Annotated in this window: 18 protein-coding genes; all 18 read right to left on the minus strand. The window is 29.2% G+C overall.

The window, feature by feature from the left end; genetic code table 11:
- Position 1 precedes the first annotated feature (1 nt).
- Positions 2-1,162: a hypothetical protein gene (locus Q361_RS03940; RefSeq protein ID WP_103725414.1), complete on the minus strand. Its 1,161-nt coding sequence runs from the start codon at positions 1,160-1,162 to the stop codon at positions 2-4.
- Positions 1,155-2,222 (minus strand): glycosyltransferase family 4 protein, encoded by a 1,068-nt coding sequence (locus Q361_RS03945; protein WP_103725415.1) that lies wholly within the window; start codon positions 2,220-2,222, stop codon positions 1,155-1,157. Before Q361_RS03945 ends, Q361_RS03940 begins: the two co-directional genes overlap by 8 nt.
- Entirely contained in the window at positions 2,222-3,409 is a 1,188-nt protein-coding gene (locus Q361_RS03950) for a glycosyltransferase (RefSeq protein WP_103725416.1), read from the minus strand. The genes Q361_RS03945 and Q361_RS03950 overlap by 1 nt, the downstream gene beginning before the upstream one ends.
- Entirely contained in the window at positions 3,406-4,470 is a 1,065-nt protein-coding gene (locus Q361_RS03955; RefSeq protein ID WP_103725417.1) for a glycosyltransferase, read from the minus strand. Before Q361_RS03955 ends, Q361_RS03950 begins: the two co-directional genes overlap by 4 nt.
- Positions 4,467-5,393 (minus strand): polysaccharide deacetylase family protein, encoded by a 927-nt coding sequence (locus Q361_RS03960; RefSeq protein ID WP_103725418.1) that lies wholly within the window; start codon positions 5,391-5,393, stop codon positions 4,467-4,469. Before Q361_RS03960 ends, Q361_RS03955 begins: the two co-directional genes overlap by 4 nt.
- Positions 5,390-6,148, minus strand: coding sequence for a hypothetical protein (locus Q361_RS03965; protein ID WP_103725419.1), 759 nt, complete (start codon positions 6,146-6,148; stop codon positions 5,390-5,392). Before Q361_RS03965 ends, Q361_RS03960 begins: the two co-directional genes overlap by 4 nt.
- A gap of 5 nt (positions 6,149-6,153) precedes the next feature.
- Positions 6,154-7,269, minus strand: a complete 1,116-nt coding sequence (locus Q361_RS03970) for an acyltransferase family protein (RefSeq protein WP_103725420.1) — start codon at positions 7,267-7,269, stop codon at positions 6,154-6,156.
- Positions 7,262-8,173 (minus strand): glycosyltransferase family A protein, encoded by a 912-nt coding sequence (locus Q361_RS03975; protein ID WP_103725421.1) that lies wholly within the window; start codon positions 8,171-8,173, stop codon positions 7,262-7,264. Before Q361_RS03975 ends, Q361_RS03970 begins: the two co-directional genes overlap by 8 nt.
- Positions 8,174-8,176: 3 nt before the next feature.
- Positions 8,177-9,163 (minus strand): polysaccharide biosynthesis protein, encoded by a 987-nt coding sequence (locus Q361_RS03980; protein ID WP_103725422.1) that lies wholly within the window; start codon positions 9,161-9,163, stop codon positions 8,177-8,179.
- Positions 9,160-10,578, minus strand: coding sequence for an oligosaccharide flippase family protein (locus Q361_RS03985; protein WP_103725423.1), 1,419 nt, complete (start codon positions 10,576-10,578; stop codon positions 9,160-9,162). Before Q361_RS03985 ends, Q361_RS03980 begins: the two co-directional genes overlap by 4 nt.
- Positions 10,579-11,034: 456 nt before the next feature.
- Positions 11,035-12,159, minus strand: coding sequence for a dTDP-4-amino-4,6-dideoxygalactose transaminase (rffA, locus tag Q361_RS03990; protein ID WP_103725424.1), 1,125 nt, complete (start codon positions 12,157-12,159; stop codon positions 11,035-11,037).
- A gap of 16 nt (positions 12,160-12,175) precedes the next feature.
- Complete coding sequence (rfbB, locus tag Q361_RS03995) at positions 12,176-13,222, minus strand: dTDP-glucose 4,6-dehydratase (RefSeq protein WP_103725425.1); 1,047 nt, start codon at positions 13,220-13,222, stop codon at positions 12,176-12,178.
- 12 nt (positions 13,223-13,234) lie between these two features.
- Complete coding sequence (locus Q361_RS04000) at positions 13,235-14,509, minus strand: nucleotide sugar dehydrogenase (RefSeq protein ID WP_103725426.1); 1,275 nt, start codon at positions 14,507-14,509, stop codon at positions 13,235-13,237.
- 2 nt (positions 14,510-14,511) lie between these two features.
- Complete coding sequence (locus Q361_RS04005) at positions 14,512-15,903, minus strand: UDP-glucose 6-dehydrogenase (RefSeq protein WP_103725427.1); 1,392 nt, start codon at positions 15,901-15,903, stop codon at positions 14,512-14,514.
- A 2-nt stretch (positions 15,904-15,905) separates the two neighbouring features.
- Positions 15,906-16,880, minus strand: coding sequence for an SDR family oxidoreductase (locus tag Q361_RS04010; RefSeq protein WP_103725428.1), 975 nt, complete (start codon positions 16,878-16,880; stop codon positions 15,906-15,908).
- Position 16,881: 1 nt separating this feature from the next.
- Complete coding sequence (locus tag Q361_RS04015) at positions 16,882-19,347, minus strand: polysaccharide biosynthesis tyrosine autokinase (RefSeq protein ID WP_103725429.1); 2,466 nt, start codon at positions 19,345-19,347, stop codon at positions 16,882-16,884.
- 12 nt (positions 19,348-19,359) lie between these two features.
- On the minus strand, positions 19,360-20,142 hold the full coding sequence (locus Q361_RS04020) for a polysaccharide biosynthesis/export family protein (protein WP_103725430.1): 783 nt from the start codon (positions 20,140-20,142) through the stop codon (positions 19,360-19,362).
- A gap of 70 nt (positions 20,143-20,212) precedes the next feature.
- Positions 20,213-20,833: a recombination mediator RecR gene (gene recR, locus Q361_RS04025; RefSeq protein ID WP_103725431.1), complete on the minus strand. Its 621-nt coding sequence runs from the start codon at positions 20,831-20,833 to the stop codon at positions 20,213-20,215.
- Positions 20,834-20,876 lie beyond the last annotated feature (43 nt).

Here is a 20,876-nt window from a genome sequence, read left to right on the forward strand (position 1 = left end):
ACTATTTTACAGATGTTTGTTTTCTCACAAAACTTATTGATAATGAATGTAACATATAGATAAGAAATGGAGCTAAAAACATATTTCTCATTCTTAACATAATACCTAAATTTCCTAATGACATAGAGAACAATATTGATCCAATGATTAAGTATATAAGCATTGCTTTTAATAAGAATCCTGAATTTTTAAAAGCCCATAAGGGTTTATTTCGTAAAGCTTTTACAAATAATATGAATAAAAATAAATTTTCAAATGCCGCAAATAATGCATTTAATGAGTTTATATCTGTAAAAGTTGGTCTAAACAAAAATGTCGCTATTTTTAAGGGCAACGGATATGAACTTACATTTACACTCGAACCCGCTTTGTCGGTAAGCAATTCTGCTTGTGCAGAAGTTTTAGAATCAATTGAATTTACAGATAACGTTTCGATTTTTGTAAAAGACAAAACTTTTGGTAAAATAATTATTCCAAAACCAATAAAAAAAAATGATAAAATAATTTTTCTAACAACTGAAACACCATAATCAAACCCTAACGAAATACTAATTCCTAAAAATAAAAATAATGTAATATGAGGACGTATTAGTAGTGATAAAATTATTACAAATAAAAGCAGTATAAACCTTTTTTTTAATTCTAGCATCGAATAAAAAAAACCGCCTATGCAAAAAAACAATAATGAGTCTTTACCCAGCCCTGAACTCCAGAAATGTAAGTTGGGTAAAAAAAATATCCATGGAAATAACGGTATTTTTTTTAAGAAAAAATTATACTCAATAGTTCTGTTTGCAAACAAATAAAAAAATATTATTCCTAGATAGCCTATATAGGTATATATCATAGTATTTGCAAAAAAACCCAATTGTAACACTTGAGTAAATATAGAATTTAAGCCCACCATAAAAGCTGTCCCTTCTAATTTGGATATTGTTTCAAAAAAATTGTCAAATGTAAATTTACTCGATGATACCCAGTAAAACCAAGCATCTCCTCCACCATTTCTAGTAAAGAAATAATACATCACTCCAAAAAAAACATGAACAAGCCATAGCAATCTTAAATTTTTTAAATACTTTCTCTCATCATCATAAATAAAAAAGTGGGGAGTCAATAATCCGAAAATAAAAATAAAAAACACTATAATTACATCAAACATGTGTTACTTTTTTTAAAATATTGATATATTTTTTTGAGGTTTTATGTAAACTGTAATTTTCTTTAACATTATTGTATCCTTCTTCTCCCATGTTTATCCGTAAGGAATCATCTAATATTAATTTTGTTAGATAATTTTCCCATTCTAAAAAATCTGAGGCAAGATAACCATTTACATTATGTGTTACTACTTCGTTATTCATACCTACTGGCGATGCAATTACAGGTAACTTACTAGCCATATATTGAATAAGCTTGTACGAGCATTTGCCTTTTTCCCAATTTGTATTCTCCAAAGGCATAATTCCTATATCAAACTTTGCTATTTCTTGTTTTTCTGTTTCTTCTGTCCATGGTATATAGTGAATGAAATCTTGTGTTTTATAAGTTGTATAAGCTCCAATTATGTGAATAGTAATATTGAATTTTTCTGCTAATTTATAAAAAACAGGAAACAAAAATATAACATATTTAACCGTTGAAGGCGAACCTATCCAACCAATTGTAATAGTTGAATTTGTAGCTTTGTTGTAACTTTTTTGAATATAACGATCTATATCGACTACTGTAGGTATTTGCTCTATCATTTTTGCTCCAGCGCTAAGAGCTCTTTGAGCCAAATAATCATTTCCAGCAATAACGACACTACTGTATTTCATTACAAGGTCTATTTTATTGCTTAATGTTTTATTTATTAACAAGTTGGTACTTTGATCGTAGTTATGAAACACAGCATCGTCGTAATCTACAATATACTTAACTTTAAAAATTTTAAAAAACCATTCAAAAATAGCAGGAAAATATGGAAAAAGTTCATATTCTATTACAACAACATCGTTAAAAAAGACTTTTCTTAAATCGAAAAAACGTTTTATGTAATACTTAAACACATGATAGTAAGAGCGTTTTCCGTTGTACAATTTATATAAATATTCATCGTCAAAGAGTGGTTTTACAGTACATTTGTAACCATTTTTTTCAAAATAGGGTATATACTGCATGGTTCTTAATCGAGAACTTGCACCATTACGTGAGTATTTTGTAAAAAAAAGAATTTTCATTAAAGCAAGCTTGTATAAATTTCTAGATATTTCTCTATTCCTTTTTCTAGCGAAAAAACATCTTCTGCTAATTTTCTACAATTTTGTCTAACCTCATTGCTTAATAGATATTTAACTTTATTTTGTAAATGCTCTAATTCTATCTCTTCATCAATGTCTACAATTATTCCTGTGTTGTAGCTATTTATTAATTCTTCATGGTCGCCAACATTAGAATTAGTAATTACAGGAACACCACAAGACATTAATTCTCCGAGTTTAGTGGCTGCTGAGGCATTTTTTGAAAACAAAGGTTTTATAAAAAATATAGAAATATCCATTTTTGCTATTTCTTTAGCTATTTCTGAATGGTTTACTTTTTTTAAATTGTATTCTTTATTAAATCCGTGTTCTAGTAGCTTTTTACTAATTAATTGATGCTGGTCTGCATTGTAAATAACAAGATTAAAATCTAAAAATTTAGAAATTTGCACAAGAATTTTCGCTGTTTTATCAAAATCGTACCAACCAACTGCGTTTCCTACATATCCAATAAAAGGCTTACTATTATTTGTAGATTTACTAAAGGAAAATTTATTCAAATCTGTACAAGTAGGAATATAATGAATATTAGTTATATTATTTCCATTTTTAAATACTTTATTGCTTTTTATTAAAGAAATACTTTTTTTAGAAAGCATTACTACAGCATCTGCATTTAAGTATAGCTTGCTTTCTAATGTTTTTGAAAATTTATAAAAAAACCCACTCTTTTTCCATTCGCCTACATCTACTTTTTCATCAAACCAAAAGCCTCTTGTGTCAAAAATATTTTTAAAAGTATTAAGTTTACGTTTCAATAAATAAGACACAACATAGGGCAAATATCCTCTTGCGTGTATTAGTTTTATGTTGTTTAATTGTACTATTTTTTTTGATTCACTATACATTTTATACAAATTTTGAAAATAATATTTACCTCCAAACTTGTATTCAAAAAATAACCAGTCTATATTATGGCTTGATAATTTGTTTTTAAATTGATTTACTTTGTTATTATTTTCTATATCTACTTTGCGCTCAAAAGAAATAATTGTAAAATTATAAAAATTGCTTAAGCCAAATAAATAAGATAACACTTGAGATTCTCCTAGAGGCTCCATCATTCCTGTATAGCTTAGATACAATACTTCATCTTTTTTCATCATTTAACTAAAGATTTTTTGTAAATTTCTTTTATATTTTTTATGTATTGCTCTTGCGAATATCTCTTCAATATATTTTCAATTTTATTATTATTTAATGGCACTAGCTCTTTATGAATATTTCTAATTTTTGCAATAAAACTATTTACATCTCCCGATCTAAAATAAAGCGCATTATCTTCGGCTATTTCTTTAAGTGGCTGAACATCTGACAACAACAACGGCAATCCTGCTTGTAGAGCTTCTAGTGGAGAAAGAGGACAAGCTTCAGAGGTTGAAGTCATACAATACAAATTGTAATTTTGCATTACTCTTTCAACATTGCTTGTAGAACCCATAAAAACTAAATTTTTTATTTTTAGTTCTTTTACTCTATTTTGATAAGTTTCTAATAAGTTTCCAGATCCGTAAATATGAAATATTAAATTATCTTTATGTAATTCTTTCTGAAAAGCCTCTATTACTAAATCATAGTTTTTTTCTTTTTTTATGTTTCCTATAGATACTATTCTTAATGTATCAGTAATTTCAGTTTGTTTTTCAGTTTGTTTATTAGAAACAATAAAATTTTTTAATACAATTGTATTCTTTATTTTTAATTTGTCTTCTACTATAGATTTTACATAATTTGAAACACAAATTACTATGTGCTTTTTTTTGTATAACAATCTATCAATATATGCCAACAATTTTACTTTTTTATTATCCCACATTGTATCATAAATTGCATTATGATAACTTTGAACTTTTATAACGTTGGGGCAATTTAGTAATCTAGAAATAAGATTAGTCCAATAGGAATGACTATGTATAATACTAACTTTATTTTCTTTAATAATATGTTGTAGCTTACTTGTAATTTTAAAAAACGATTTCCAAGAAAAAGGCTCTTCTAAGCAAATTACTTTAGCGTTTGTTATACTGTTTTTTAAATCATGCGGTGCATTAAGATATACTACAATATTCTCAAAATCATTTCCTAAAAGATTAACTGTGTTTACTAGTAGCTTTTCTGCTCCACCACGCCCTAAAGTATCAATAAAATGAATAATTACTGGCTTCATTTGTCTTTTAAATAGTCTTTAAAAGTAATAGATTGTATGTTTTTAGTTGAAACATATATAAAAAACTCTTCTAGATTTTTGTAAAACAATGCTTCTTCTTGCTCGTTTTTTATGATACTACTAGTCCCTTTTACCAACTCTGACGAATGAATTATATAGTCAAGGTGCTCAGCATTAGATTCTAATTTTACATCAATAATTTTTTTTAAATCACTAATATTGTTCAAAGACGATCTTAATATTAATTTCTTTTTATTGCATAGTTTGTTTAATGCTCTTTTTAATATGAAATTATCTGAAAATGAATTTAAAATTAATTTTGGAATATATGTAGTAACAGGAATTTCTATAATATTTGGATAAATTTCATAAATATCTTGTGGATAATTTGTAAAATCTACGCCTCCTTTTTTAAGTGGGTCTCCAAGAGAATTTGTCCAATTAAAGCCTGGTACTACACTACAATCTATTTTAATACCTTGTTTTGCAAGCGATTCAAATATTTGTTCAGATATTCCATATCTACCTCCTCTATGTGAAACAATATCTGTTTGAAAAGTATCTTGTAATAATTTTATTGTAAAATCTATTTTTTTATCAATTATTTCTTTTGGATATTCAAATAAGTAGGGCTGATAGTACAAATCGTTAGCCGTTAAATCAAATTTTGGAGGTGTATTCCAAGCGTGTAAGTGTAAGCCTATTTCTAAATTGGTTTTATGAATATTTATAAATTCTTGAAACTTTTTATTAGAAGCCGCTAAATAGTTCACAAGGTATATAGGCTTTATGTTATATTTTTCGCACAGCAACTGAAATCTATATAGATTTTCTACATTATGTGTTTTTGCATTAGTGGGTTTTATCCAACTATTGTCTTCTTCTGTATCTATGGTAAGAAATAAAGGTATTTTTGGCATCATTTTTTTAGTACTTTTTTTATTAGTAACAACAAATAGAAGAGTTTCCCTTTTATACTTACTAATTTCACATAATTATAACTTGTAGCTTTATAGCCTCCAAATGATTCTTTAAATTTATTAATCCCTACTAATTTTTTATCGTCATTACCTACATACCATCCTCCAAAATCATAGTATTTTAAATTAAGGTTTTTAAAAAATAAAATATCCTTCCAATGAAGCAATTTATTGGCTCTGCCTATTAAATTTTTTGTTTCGTTTGATTGGTTTAAAAATATTGAATTTGATGTTTTTAATCTTGCTGTTTCTTCTGCTATAATATAGGTGTGCCATATCAATATATCTGTATTACTAGATATAGTTGTTATGGCTAATTGATTGTTTTTATAATAATATTCAAATTCTATTCCAGATATTTTTTCTTTTTCTCTTTCAACAGCAAAATCATTGTAACAATTTATAAATTGTTGTAAAACGGTTTCACTAAATTCTTTATAATAATAATTAATAGTTAAATTATCTTTTTGTATAGCTCTATTTATTTCATACCTAACACTTTTTGCAAACCGTTCAAAAATATTATTTTCATCTAAATTGAGTTCAACAAGTAATGTTACAAATGGTTTTACATTAAATTTCTTATTTATATTCAAGTCTGATTGGTTATAAAAAACAATATCCGCATTTTTATCTATAGTGGTCTTGCTGTTAAACCAAACATTTTGAGCTTTAATAAATTTTAATTTATAAACCATATACTCTATTTTGAATTTGAGCTTTTTATTATTTCAAATTTTTTTTTGAATCTTAAAAAATATTTTTCAAAATATTCAAAAGATAGCCATGAAAACAAAATCGTTAATAAAATAATACTTGTATATATTATCAAATAATTCAAATAATTCAAATTATTCGAAATGGAAATACTAGTATAAATTTTAGAAAACAGGTATATAATTAATATGTGTATTACATAGATTCCGTACGATATTTTGCCTAAAAAGTTTAAAACTTTTAATTCTAAATTAATTATTCTATTTTTTATATTAATTTGTCCTACAATTATTGCTAATGCTACTATACTAATTATTTCTACGTCTATAATAGATGCAATATGAAACTGGTTGATAATGACAGTAAACAAAATAATCCAAGCTATCAATTGTGCTATCTTGTTGTCAAAAAATTTTATAAATAATAAATAATTGCTTTCTAGTAATATTGCTCCTATAGCGCCAATCATCATACAATGAAATCTTGTTACATGAAGTATAGTTTCTAGTATTGTATTTGGGGTATAAAAGTGTATTATCCATCGCACAGCAACTAAAATAATTACTAGTGCTATTAAAACTTTTAGTAAATAATTTTTAGATTTTTTGACGAGCCATGGCCAAAAAAAATAAAATTGTTCTTCAACACCTAATGACCAGTAATGATTTAGCAATTCGATAGTAAAGCCATAAATAAATGGTATATTAGCTGTAAAAAATAAATAATAATTCAACTGTTTAGAACTAAATGCTTCTCTATAATAAAGCATTGCAATTATGCATAATAAAATATAAGTATAATATAATGGCCATATTCTAAGTAGTCGTCTATAATAAAATTTTTTAATATTGATTTGTCCAAGTTTTGCTTCTTTAAGCAACAAATAGGTTATCAAAAACCCGCTAAGTACAAAAAAAATAGTTACTCCATGCCCTCCTAGAAGGTATCCTTTTGGGGTTCCATCTAGATTAGTGCCTAGTACATTGGGGTTTAAATTAAACTTTGCTAAATTCCCTGTAATATGATGAACAACAACTCCTAGTGCTGCAATAGCACGTATTCCATTTAATCCGCTAAAATATATTGGATTTTGCTTAATCATATTTTTTTTGTTTAAAAACGCTTAATATATAACCTGCAGGAATTGAAAAAAACCACAAAACTATGCCCCAAAAGCTTTCTATTTCTTTTATTTGGCTAGTAAATTTCTTTTTTATAAGAAATGATATATTAACATAGTAAATAGATTTTATTATATATTCTTTTGGAAATTTAAAAAAATACCTCATGCTGTATTTTAAAAAGCCTAAACAGCCGTAAGACAATCCTTTTAAGTTTCTTCTTTTTAACAATTCATTAGACAAGTGATCTTCTCGTTCATCAACCCAAGGCACTATAAGTCTTTCGTTTACACATCTTACATTATATTTTGAAGACATAGCATGAAAAAAATAACTTTCGGGTAGGTAAACATTTTTTACATCTTCTGGAAAAGGAAATTCTTTAAAAACATCCATTTTTATAGAATAACCTTTATCTCCTTGCATATTATCTAACATTATTTCAACCCAATTCCCGTCTAAAATATCTTTTTTAAACTTATTGCCTATTAAATTTCCGTTTTGATCTTCCGCTAAACAGTAGATACCCCAAAAATTATTTTTACCTTCAATTTCTAGTTGATTTAAATGAAATAAATTTCTTTCTAGCCAGTTATCTTTAGCAGCATCATCACTATCAATACTAATAAAGTATTTTCCATTTGCATACTTAGAATAATGATTATATGCAATGTGTTTTCCTTGATTTGTTTGATAGTAATAACTTATCTTGAATTTATTTTCTTTAATCCATAAACTTACCAAATCTTGTGTTCCATCAATACTTCCATCGTCAATTATTATCCATTCAAAATCTTTGTATGTTTGATTGCATAGTGTATTATAGGCTCTATGTAAGGTATGTTTTCTGTTGTATGTAGGTGTAAATATTGAAAATGTAAACATTATTTATAGTAATTGATTGTTAACTAAAAAATCTTTTATTTCACCAATTGTCATTTCTTGTTCATTATTGCTAACATAAACTTTATTAGTTGTTTTTTGATTTTCAGAGTATTTTGAATTTTCATGAGGTGTATTTACTATGACAAAAAAGTTTTCAATTTCTAATGTTTTATTAGCCTCTTCAACAGAACTAAGTTCTTCATACAATTTTTCTCCTTTCTTTGTTCCGATAGAAACAATACTTAAATTTTTATTTGACAACTCAATCATTGCTTTTGCTAAATCAGCTATTTTTAAAACATTCATTTTGGTTACAAAAACTTCACCCCCTTTTGCTAAGAATAAAGATTCTATTACTAAATCTACAGCTTGTTTATTAGTCATAATAAACCTAGACATATCTTTGTGTGTCAAAGTTAAATCTAAATTGGCTTCAATTTGTTTTTTAAATATTGGTATTACAGAACCATTAGAACCTAAAACATTGCCAAATCTAGTTATTGCAAAAATTGTATCGCAATTATTTTCACTTGCTTCAATAATTTGTCTTTCACCTATAAGTTTAGTAGCTCCCATAACATTTGTAGGACCAACAGCTTTGTCTGAAGAAGTAAAAATAAACCGTTTTACTTTGTTATGTATCGATGAATCTATTAAGTTTTGAAGTCCAATAATATTAGTGTTTACTGTTTCAATTGGGTTTTCTTCGCTAATTATAACATGCTTTTTTGCTGCCGTATGCAATACATAGTCTACATTGATCAATAGTTTTTCAAGCCTATTTTTATTTAAAATATCACAATGTAGCAATACTACATTATCATAATTAGTGTATTCATTTTTTAAAAAGAACAATGCACTTTCATTATTATCTATTCCTATTATTTTCTTTGGTTTACTTAAACTTATTTGTTTTAATAGTTCAGCACCTATAGAACCACACACTCCTGTAATAAAAATAGTTTTATTACTAAATCTCTCTTCTATCATATTCCTTTTATTGTTTTTTTGTTTAAATATAAAATAAAAATTCCAATAATTACATAACCAATTATTTTTACAAAAAACATATAATAGCTAAATGTTAAATCTTTAAATAAAAAATAAAAAACAATACTTAGCAATACAGAAAATAGTATTACTATAAAGTTTTTTAAGATGTTATATTGAATTGGATAATTTTTTTGTGAGTAGTAATATGTAATCATTAAGTTAAATACTTGACCTACAATCATGCTTATAGATGCACCTACAGCACCAAGTTTTGGTATTAATACAAAAAACAGCACCGATGTAATTAGAGTGTAAACTGTCATAGATTTTGTATATGCTGTTGTATTCATTTTTATTGTATTACCAATATTTATTATTGTAGGTAATGAAGCAATAAAATAATAATAAACTATAAAAATTATTACTACAGAAGACTCTTTGAACTTTTTGTTGATAAATATTGCTAAAATATCGTATGAAAAAATACTATAACCCAATATTACAAAACACATTAATAGTATATATATATTTAATATTTTTGAATACTCGGTTTTAGAGTTCTCTTTAGTCATAATTGAAAAACTAAATGGAATATATGCTTGTAAAAATGCAGATGTAATTAAGTTTATGACTGCTGCTAATGTATTAGCCATTTGATATATTCCAGTTTCTTCTATGCCATAATTTGATATTATTATAGCGTAATTTGCTAACCAACTTATTCCAATTGACATAAATGTTGAGGGAACAATTGGAGCAGAATATTTAAGCATCTTTTTAAGCAAACCAAAGTTAAATTGCTGAAAACTTATTCTTTTATAAAGCAATAGTATAGACAATAGACTGCATATAGAATATGAAAGTAATTGACCATATATAAAACCCATATATCCTTTTGATTCTAAAACAATAAAATAATAAGTTGAGCTAACATTTATAATTGTTAATACTATTGCAAATGTAAAAGCATGAATAGCTTTTTGCTGTATTCTAAAATAAACCTCAATAATACTAGGCAATATATAGCTAATTAATACTAAAAAATAAACGATAAAAAAATTCACATTGAATTGATATAATGAATATAATTTATCTATAAAAAGACCATTAAATATGTAAAAGAGAAGTCCAAAAATTAAGGTAATTATAAATTGAAAGAGTATCCAATTCATGATTACAGCCTTCTTATTTTTGTTGTTTTCGTCAAAAAAAAATCGCATCGATGCATTATCCAGCCCAAACTGAAATATTACCAATAATAGATAAAATGATGAATTGTAAAAACCTAAAAAGCCAAAATCTGCTTTTGAAAGTACATTTGAATATATTGGTAATGTAATAACACTTATTAGTTTACCTATTATTCCTGGCAAACCATAGATAAAAGAATCAGAAAGTAATTTCTTTTTCATATATTATTTTTCTGACTTAACTTTTAAAACCAAATACATATTACAAAATATTAATGTATGCAATTATTTTGTTACAAACCTAAGTTATTAACAATTAAAGCCCCGAAAGTACTAAACAATAACCAAATACCACAATAATAAAACTCTAAATTAGATTTATTTTATATCGTTTTTAAACTACAAATAAACTAATAAGTTGTATGCTATGATTCTTAGCAGTATATTTTAACATATTTATCAATTTAAAGGCAAAAAATAGTCGGTTAATGTATGCCTAGTGTATTGTTAGTGTATCGTTAGTGTATGCTTAGTGTATGCTAGAAGTATAGATAAGATATGTACAAGGTTACATAAGTATACCGTAAACAGCACATTCGTTTTGCTTCTATTTGAGTTGAGTGAATGATTGATGTTGCATATTAAGCTCTAAACTTAAAAAATAGCTTATAAACTTAGCTACCCTAAACTCAAAACCAATCTTTCTATATCTGTTTCATTCAATTCGTAAAATAAAGGAAGTCGAACCAAACATTGTGTAAACTTATCTGCATTTACAAGTTCTCTACCATCGTGTTTACCAATGTAGTATGGGCTAGAATGTAAAGAAATATAGTGAAATACAGCATGAAACCCTTCATTTTTTAATTTCTCAATAACTTGGGTTCTTTCTTCTACAGAAGGCAATACCAAATAAAACATATGTGCATTATTAGATGCGTATTCAGGTAAATTAGGTAAAGCATTTTTGTACTTTTCTTGCGTTGCTAGTAATTTGTAGTAAGTTTTCCAAAGCTGTTTTCGCTTGGCTTGTATTGCATCTAAATTTTCAATTTGTGCCCACAAAAAAGCAGCTATCACTTCTGAAGGTAAAAAAGAAGATCCTGTGTCTACCCAACCGTATTTATTGACTTCTCCTCTAAAAAATTCGGCTCTGTTGGTACCTTTTTCCCATATAATCTCGGCTCTATGTATAAATCTTTCATCGTTTATGGTAAGCATACCGCCTTCGCCAGAAATTATATTTTTGGTTTCGTGAAATGAGAAAGCTCCTAAATGCCCTATACTTCCCAATGCTTTTTTTTCTCCGTTTGAAAACGTAAAGTAACTATCTATGGCTTGAGCTGCATCTTCTATAACCAATAAATTATATTGCGAAGCTATTTGCATAATTTTTTCCATATTGCAAGCTACACCTGCATAATGTACTACTACAATAGCTTTTGTTTTATTTGTGATAAGGCTTTCTACAATATCGGCATCGATATTTGGGTTATTAGAATAAGAATCGGCAAAAACTATTTTTGCTCCTTGCCTTACAAAAGCGATGGCACTAGACACAAAAGTAAAGCTAGGAACAATGACTTCGTCTCCCTCTTTAATATTTGCTAAAATAGCACACATTTCTAAAGCATCTGTACACGATGTAGTCAATAATGCTTTTTTAAAACCATATTCTTGTTCAAAAAAATCTTGGCACTTTTTGGTAAACATTCCATTACCAGAAATTTTTCCAGACTGAACAGCTTGTTTTATATAATCGGTTTCTTTTCCTGTAAGATAGGGCTTATTAAAGGGTATCATTTATTAGAAATAATGATTATTTATATTGCTTTTCGTAATATTTTTGGTATTCTCCAGAGGTTACATTTTTAAGCCATTCTTCGTTATTTAAATACCAATCTATCGTTTTATCTAGTCCTTGTTCAAAGGTTACCGAAGGTTCCCAACCTAACTCTTTATTTATTTTGGTAGCATCTATAGCATAACGCAAATCGTGACCTGGTCTATCTTTTACATACGTTATAAGTTGTTCTGATGTACCTTCGGGTCTGCCTAACTTTGTATCCATTTGTTTACAAAGTAATTTTACTAAATCAATATTTTGCCATTCATTAAAACCTCCTATATTATACGTTTCATGATTTTTTCCTTTATGAAACACTAAATCGATAGCACGAGCATGGTCTTCTACAAACAACCAATCACGTGTATATTTTCCGTCGCCATAAACAGGTAAAGGCTTGTTGTTGATGATATTATTAATAAATAATGGTATTAATTTTTCTGGAAAATGATAAGGCCCATAATTATTTGAACAATTAGTAAGCACATAAGGTAAACCATACGTTTCTCCATAAGCTCTTACAAAATGATCTGAACTCGCTTTGGAAGCAGAATATGGTGAATTTGGATCGTATGGCGTAGTTTCTGTAAACAACCCTGTTTGCCCTAATGTTCCATATACCTCATCGGTAGAAACATGGTAGAATCGTTTTTCGTTGTAATCTTCTTTCCATATGTTTTTGGCTGCATTAAGCAAGTTCATTGTACCAATAACATTGGTTTTTACAAATGCTAATGGGTCTGTAATGGAGCGATCTACATGCGACTCGGCTGCCAAATGTATTACGCCATCAAATTTATACTCTTCAAATAATTGATTTATTGTGGCTTCATCTGTGATATCGGCTTTTAAAAAAGTATAATTGGGTAAATGCTGTATATCGGAAATATTTTCTAAATTTCCTGCATAGGTTAAAGCATCTAAATTATAAATGTGATAATTTGGATATTGAGTTACCATTCTTCGCACCACGTGCGAACCTATAAATCCTGCTCCTCCAGTAATAAGTATTTTTTTCATTAGAAATATTGTTTATAATTTTCCGTCTACGTTTTCGGTTAAAACTCCTTTTACATCGTAAACTACTGATTTTTCTTTTTTTATACTTTGCAAATCTAATGATTTGAATTGATTGTGTGCTACTGCTAATACTATAGCATCAAATTTTTCTTGAGGAACATTTTGGGTAGTTTCCAAATTGTATTCGTGTTTCACTTCGCTTGGATTTGCCCAAGGATCGTAAATAGTGATGTTAATACCATATTCTCTAAATGCATGAACTACATCTACAATTTTGGTGTTGCGTACATCTGGACAATTTTCTTTAAACGTAATTCCTAAAATAAGAACCGAAGCTTTATTAACAGGGATTTCTTTTTTTATCATCAGTTTTACAACTCTAGAAGCTATATATTCTCCCATACTATCATTGAGCTTTCTTCCTGCTAAAATAATTTCAGGATGATACCCCACTTCTTGAGCTTTTTGAGCCAAATAATAAGGGTCTACCCCTATGCAATGCCCGCCTACTAAACCTGGTTTAAACTTTAAAAAATTCCATTTGGTTCCCGCAGCTTCTAATACTGCGTTTGTATCTATATTTAATATATTAAATATTTTGGCAAGCTCATTTACAAAGGCAATATTAATATCTCTTTGTGAATTTTCAATGACTTTAGCAGCTTCGGCTACTTTTATAGAAGGTGCTAAATGCGTACCTGCTGTAATTACTGACTGATAAAGAGAATTTACAATATTTGCTACTTCGGGAGTAGAACCTGAAGTTATTTTCAAAATTTTCTCTACGGTATGTTCTTTATCTCCAGGATTAATTCTCTCAGGAGAGTAACCTACAAAAAAATCTATGTTGAATTTAAGATTGCTGTTTTTTTCTAATACAGGTACACACTCTTCTTCTGTAGCACCTGGATATACTGTAGATTCATATACTACAATATCTCCTTTTTTAAGCACTTTGGCAACGGTTTCGCTTGCTTTGTACAACGGTGTAAAATCGGGTCTATTATTTTTATCAACGGGTGTAGGTACTGTAACAATATAAAAGTTACAATTTGCTAAATCATTTACAGAACAACTGCAATACAAACCTTTTTGATTTGGTGTACTACTTAATACTTGTTGAAGTTCTTCGGTATTTATTTCCAAAGTCTCATCTATACCTTTTTGTAATTGCTCTATTCTATGCTGATTAATATCAAACCCCACTACTGAATATTTTGTAGCCAATAACCTTGCTAGAGGTAAGCCTACATATCCGAGCCCTATTATTCCTATTTTATATTCCATACTTAAGATCCTATGCTTTGGTATTTAAAACCTATTTTTTCTAACATTTCACTGTTTAACAAATTTCTGCCATCAAAAATAAAAGCAGGCTTCAACATAGTATCGTAAATTTTTTGCCAATCGTATGTTTTAAATTCGTCCCATTCGGTAAGTACTGCAATAGCATGAGCGTCTTTACAAGCTTCATACACATTGGTATGCGATTGTACTAAAGTTGCATTCGTTTGTTCTGATCGAGTTTGCAAATAATTCAAATCATATTGCACTTGAGCCGAAGATACTTTGGGGTCGTATACCGAAATTAGTGCTTGTTCATTAAGCAAATCATCTGCGATATAAATAGCGGCAGATTCTCTGGTATCGTTGGTATCTTTTTTGAAAGCCCAACCCAAAAACGTGATTTTTTTACCCGAAACGGTATTGTATAATGTAGACACAATATTTTTTGAGAATCTTCTTTTTTGATGATCATTCATAATGATGACTTGTTCCCAGTATTCGGCAACTTCATGCAAACCATAAGATTTTGCTATGTATACCAAATTTAAAATATCTTTTTGAAAACAAGATCCACCAAAACCTACTGAGGCTTTAAGAAACTTATTTCCTATTCTACTATCCATTCCAATAGCTTTGGCAACCTCGCTTACATTTGCTCCTGTTTTTTCGCAAAGCTCGGAAATAGCATTTATAGAAGAAACTCTTTGGGCTAAAAAAGCATTGGCCGTAAGTTTGGACAACTCTGATGACCAAACATTTGTAGTAAGTATTTTTTCACGAGAAACCCAATGGGCATAAATATCTACCAAAGATTGAATAGCTTTTTGACCTTCGGGTGTTGTATCGCCTCCTATTAATACTCTGTCTGGGTTTAATAAATCTTGTACTGCGGTTCCTTCTGCTAAAAACTCTGGGTTGGATAATATTTGAAATTGTACACCGTTACCTGTATTATGCAATATACTTTTTAAAGCTTCGGCTGTTCTTACAGGTAGAGTAGATTTTTCAACTACAATCTTATCTGTTGTGGCCACACGAGCTATTTGTCTGGCACACAATTCTATATATTTCAAGTCGGCTGCCATACCTTTACCAGAACCGTACGTTTTTGTAGGGGTATTTACAGATATAAATATAAGTTGTGCTTCTTCTATAGCCTTATCTACTTCGGTAGAGAAAAATAAATTTCTACCTCGTGCCTCTTGTACTACTTCGGGTAAGCCTGGTTCGTATACGGGTATATTTTGAGTATTTGCATCGTTCCATTTATCAATACGTTCTTGATTTAAATCGACTACAGTAACCTTTATGTTTGGACATTTTTGTGCTATAACTGCCATAGTAGGCCCGCCTACATAACCTGCTCCTATACAACAGATAGAATTGATTTTCATTTTTATTTATCTTTTAAATTTTCCCAATACCATTGTACAGCTTCTTTTATTCCTGCTACAAATGAATAGTGAGGGTTGTAATTGAGTAATTTTTTTGCTTTGTCTATACTTGCTAACGAATGTGGAATATCGCCAATGCGTTGTGGCCCATAACTAATTTCTACTTCTTGAATCGTTGGATCAAATTGGACTAATAATTCTTTTAATACGGTAACCATTGTATTTAAAGAAGTGTTTTCGCCATAGGCTGTATTGTATACTGTATTTAGTGCTTCTTCATTTTTAACAGACAACGCTAGTTCATTCATTTGCAAAACATTATCTATATAAGTAAAATCTCTAGAAAAAGTTCCATCTCCATTAATTATAGGTGCTTGTTTATGGATAAGTTGCTGGACAAATTTTGGAATTACCGCTGCGTAAACACTATTTGGATCTTGTTTTCTGCCAAAAACATTAAAATAGCGTAAACCTATTGTTTCTAAACCATAGAGTTTACTAAAATTTTCGGCATACAATTCATTTACATATTTGGTTATAGCATAGGGAGACAATGGTTTTCCTATTTGGTGTTCTACTTTGGGCAAACTTTCTAAATCTCCGTAGGTAGATGAACTTGCTGCATAAACAAACCTTTTTATACCTGCATCTCGAGTGGCAACAAGCATATTTAAAAAACCAGAAATATTTACTTCATTGGTTGTAATAGGATCTATGATGGATCTTGGTACAGAACCTAATGCTGCTTGATGCAATACATGTGTAGCGCCTTGAAGGGCTTGCTTACACACGTCTAAATTTCGTATATCTCCTTCTACTAGAGTAAAATTTGGGTTGGATAATAAATGAGCGATATTGTGTCTATATCCTGTAGAAAAATTATCAAGACATACTACTTGGTCTCCTTTTGCGGTAAAAAAATCGCATAAGTTAGACCCAATAAATCCTGCACCGCCTGTAATTACAATTTTTCTCAATTTACTTTTTATTAAATCTATTTTTAAATTTTTTAATGGTAGAAGTTATTAGATTTTCTTGTTTATCTTCTTCATGATATCCATTTGCATAAGCACCATATCCGTAGCCGTATCCATAACCATATCCTGCACCATATCGAGCTTTGTTTTCGTAACCATTCAATACGATACTCACATTATTTAGCTCGCCTCTTTGTACACGAGTGTTTAAAACATGTATCATTTCTTTCTTTGTAAAGTTCTGTCTCGTAATATATAATGTTACATCAGAATATTGTGAAAGTTCCACAGCATCTGTAACCAAACCGACTGGAGGTGTATCGAGAATAATGTAATCGTATGTTTGTTTTAATTCTTCCATTAAATCTTTCATCGCTTCACTCATAATGAGTTCTGAAGGATTGGGAGGTATAGGCCCCGAAGTAATCACATCTAAGTTGGGTACTTGGGTTTTTTGTACAATTTCAGACAATTTTTTCTGACCTATTAAGTAGTTTACAACACCAAAATTGTTATTTACTCCAAAATCGTCAAACAGTTTAGGTTTGCGCATATCTAAACCTATTACAACTGTTTTTTTATCGCTCATGGCAAATACTGTTGCAATATTCATAGAACAAAATGTTTTGCCTTCTCCACTTACAGATGAAGTAAGCATAAGTGTTCTTCCGCCTTGTTGTTGCTGTTTTTTGTATAAAAACTGTAATGAAGACCGAATAGCTCTAAATGATTCAGATAAAGCAGATTTTGGTTTTTCAAATACTGCTAAATTACCTTCTGATTTTTTTGTGCCGACAATTCCTATTATTGGAATGTTGGTTTGTTTGGCTATATCGTCTGTATTTTGAATAGAATTATTAATAAAAAATATTATGAACACTACCAATAGCGGTATAAAAAGTCCTACAAATATTGCCATTACATAGTTTACACTCGTTTTTGGCCCTATAAGTCCGCCACCTATATCTTTTGCTGGATCAATAAATTGAATATCCGATAAGTTAGCAGCTTTTACAATTAAAGCCTCACTTCGTTTTTGCAAATAGGTTTCGTAAATTGTGCTACTTAAATCGTATTTACGCATTATTTGAAAATATTCTTGCTTGTCTTGCGGAAGAGTACTTATTTTGGATTCTGCCTTATTTATTTTGGTTCTTACAAGTCTAGAATCAAACTGTATCGCATTTTTTGCTGTAGCAATATTTTCTAATAACACTCTCTTTAATGCAGATATTTTGTTATCGACATCTTCAAACATGACCTTACTTTTTACCGAGTATGCCATTTCTGATCGTTGAACAGATAAATCAATAATATTGGAAACATTCATCACAATATTTGGATCATCAATTCCTGCCACTGCTGGCGCAGGAAGTTTTGAGTAGTCATTACTACTTAATAGATAATTACGTAAGGTGTTATAATAATTAACTTTTCGGTTAATTTCGTCATTTAAAACATCAAGTTCTTTTATTTCAGACTGAATTCCTTCTCCACCTTTTTCGATTTCAATAAAGTCTTTATTTCTATTGAAATTCTTTAACTCGTTGTTGGCATCTTTGAGGTTTTTTTCCATCAACGTTAAAGTAGTATCGATAAATTTTACTGTATTGTCTGCAAATAAATTCTTGGCATCTAGTTGCCTTTTTATTAACATATTTACCGTTGCGTTTAGATAATCTACGATGCGTTTTTTGTTGGTTCCGTCCATAGACAGCTTCAATATAGACGCTGCTTTTTCATCTATAGCAACTCTTACATTGCGGTATTTTGATACTGTATTGTCAAACGAATTAAATTGTACAATATACTCTTTACCCACATAGGTATCTGGAATAGATCTAAACTCCAACGTAGCATTCAAAAACGGAATGTTTATATTTTGCCCTAGTTTGAATGTTTGCTCATAGTGAGTTGAGGCTACTTTTTGTGTATTTACCTGATTGGTGATATAGTTTATTACAGGAACTTCCAAATTATTAAAATCTGCTGTAATTTGATAGGTAGAAGTTGTGAGAAACTTTACTTTGAATGGTACTTGATATAACTGATTTTTATCTTTTTGCAATTTTACTACAAATGGCGTGTATCCGTAAACATCTTCTGTAAAATATTCTTTTTCTTCTAAATAATCGATATAAAAATCGAGTTTATCTACTACCAATTCGTTATGCGAACGCGACTTTAATGTAGTTGATATACTTTGAACCTGATCTGAAGCGCCTCCCCAATTAAAAACCAAACTTGTATTGGAAGTAAACAATGGATTGTCTTGTTCTTTTACGGCAATTGTTGTTTCGAGTTCGTAAATTTTTTGTTTTCTAATATTAACTTGATGTGCTACAAAAAGACACAGAGTTACTCCAAGCACAAACCACTTCCAATAACTAAGTGTTTTAAGGAGAAAACCCTTAAAATCGAAACTGTTTTGATTTTCTAAAAATGAAAAGTCTTTTATATCTAGCATCAAGAGTAAGGTTTATTTAAGCAATAAAAAAGTGGTGGTTGCCAAAGACAAAATTGTAATGATAGTTCCTAAAGATTCTATACCTGTTTTGCCTGTTCCCCATGATTTTTGCTTGAGTGGTTTTACGTAAATATAATCGTTGGGTTGTAAATAAAAAACAGGCGAATGGATTGCATTACTATTTGTAAGATCTATCGAAAATGTTTCAACTTTACTTGGAAATTGACGAATAATTTTTACATCTTTTCTATTGCCAACCATAGTAATATCGCCAGAATTTGCTATGGCTTCCAAAACAGAAACTTTATCTTGGTACAGTACTTTTGTACCTGGATTTCCTACTTCGCCATTTACCGTATACCTAAATCCACCTAATTTTACTGTAACAAATAATCCTGCACTATTTTTGAAATGGTCTTTAAGTAATAATTCTTCTACTTTTGTTCTTACCTCTTCGGTGGTATACCCCAAAACATTTACTTCTCCCAAAATAGGCATTCGTATATTACCATGATCGTCTACTGTGTAGCCTTTCATGTATAAACTTTGTTCCGAAGCTGTATTTTGCTCCGAATTATCAGTATTAAAAATTGCCACGAGTTTTGGATCTAAAGCTCTTACTGAAATACTTATAATATCGTGAGACTGCAAACGATAAGGCTTGATGTTGTATGGAGTAACTACCTCATTACTTACTTGGTTTTTATCTTGCAAATACTCTAAGTCTTTGGTAGAAACACAAGATTGTAAACAACTAAATAATAGTAATAAAAATAGTATTTTTTGGATATTCATTGCAATTTAATTAGCAAACAAAGATAGTTTTTCAATATCAAAAATAAAAATACTATGTATTAATATATTATCAACTGTTTTTCAATGAATTTTCAAAAGGAATTCGATACACAATACTTCTACCCAAAGTTACCTCATCGGCATATTCTAGCTCGTCTCCAACCGAGATTCCTCGTGCTATTGTAGAGGTTTTTACATCAAGATCTTTAAGTTGTTTATAAATGTAAAAATTGGTTGTATCGCCTTCCATGGTAGAACTTAATGCAAAAATAACTTCTTCTATACCGTCATTTTTTACTTTATTTACTAATGATGTAATGGTAAGTTGGCTAGGCCCGATACCATCTATAGGCGAAATTTTACCACCCAAAACATGATAAATACCTTTGTATTGTTGGGTATTTTCTATAGCCATTACGTCTCTTACATCTTCTACTACACAAATGGTTTTATGATTTCTTGAAGTGTTATTACATATCTCACAAACATCGAAATCTGAAATAGTATGGCATGAGGTGCAAAACTTAATATTATTACGCATATTTTGAAGCGCATCTGTTAAAAACAAGGTCTGTTCTGCTGGCTGTTTTAGCAAATACAACACCAATCTTAATGCTGTACGTTTACCTATACCTGGTAGCTGCGCCACTTCTTGTACTGCTTTTTCAAGTAATTTTGAAGAAAATTCCATAGTGCAAATTTATAAATTTGTAGGCTTACGTATTTCACTATAT

The sequence above is a fragment of the Flavobacterium croceum DSM 17960 genome (assembly GCF_002917885.1).
GTDB classification, from domain to species: Bacteria; Bacteroidota; Bacteroidia; order Flavobacteriales; family Flavobacteriaceae; genus Flavobacterium; species Flavobacterium croceum.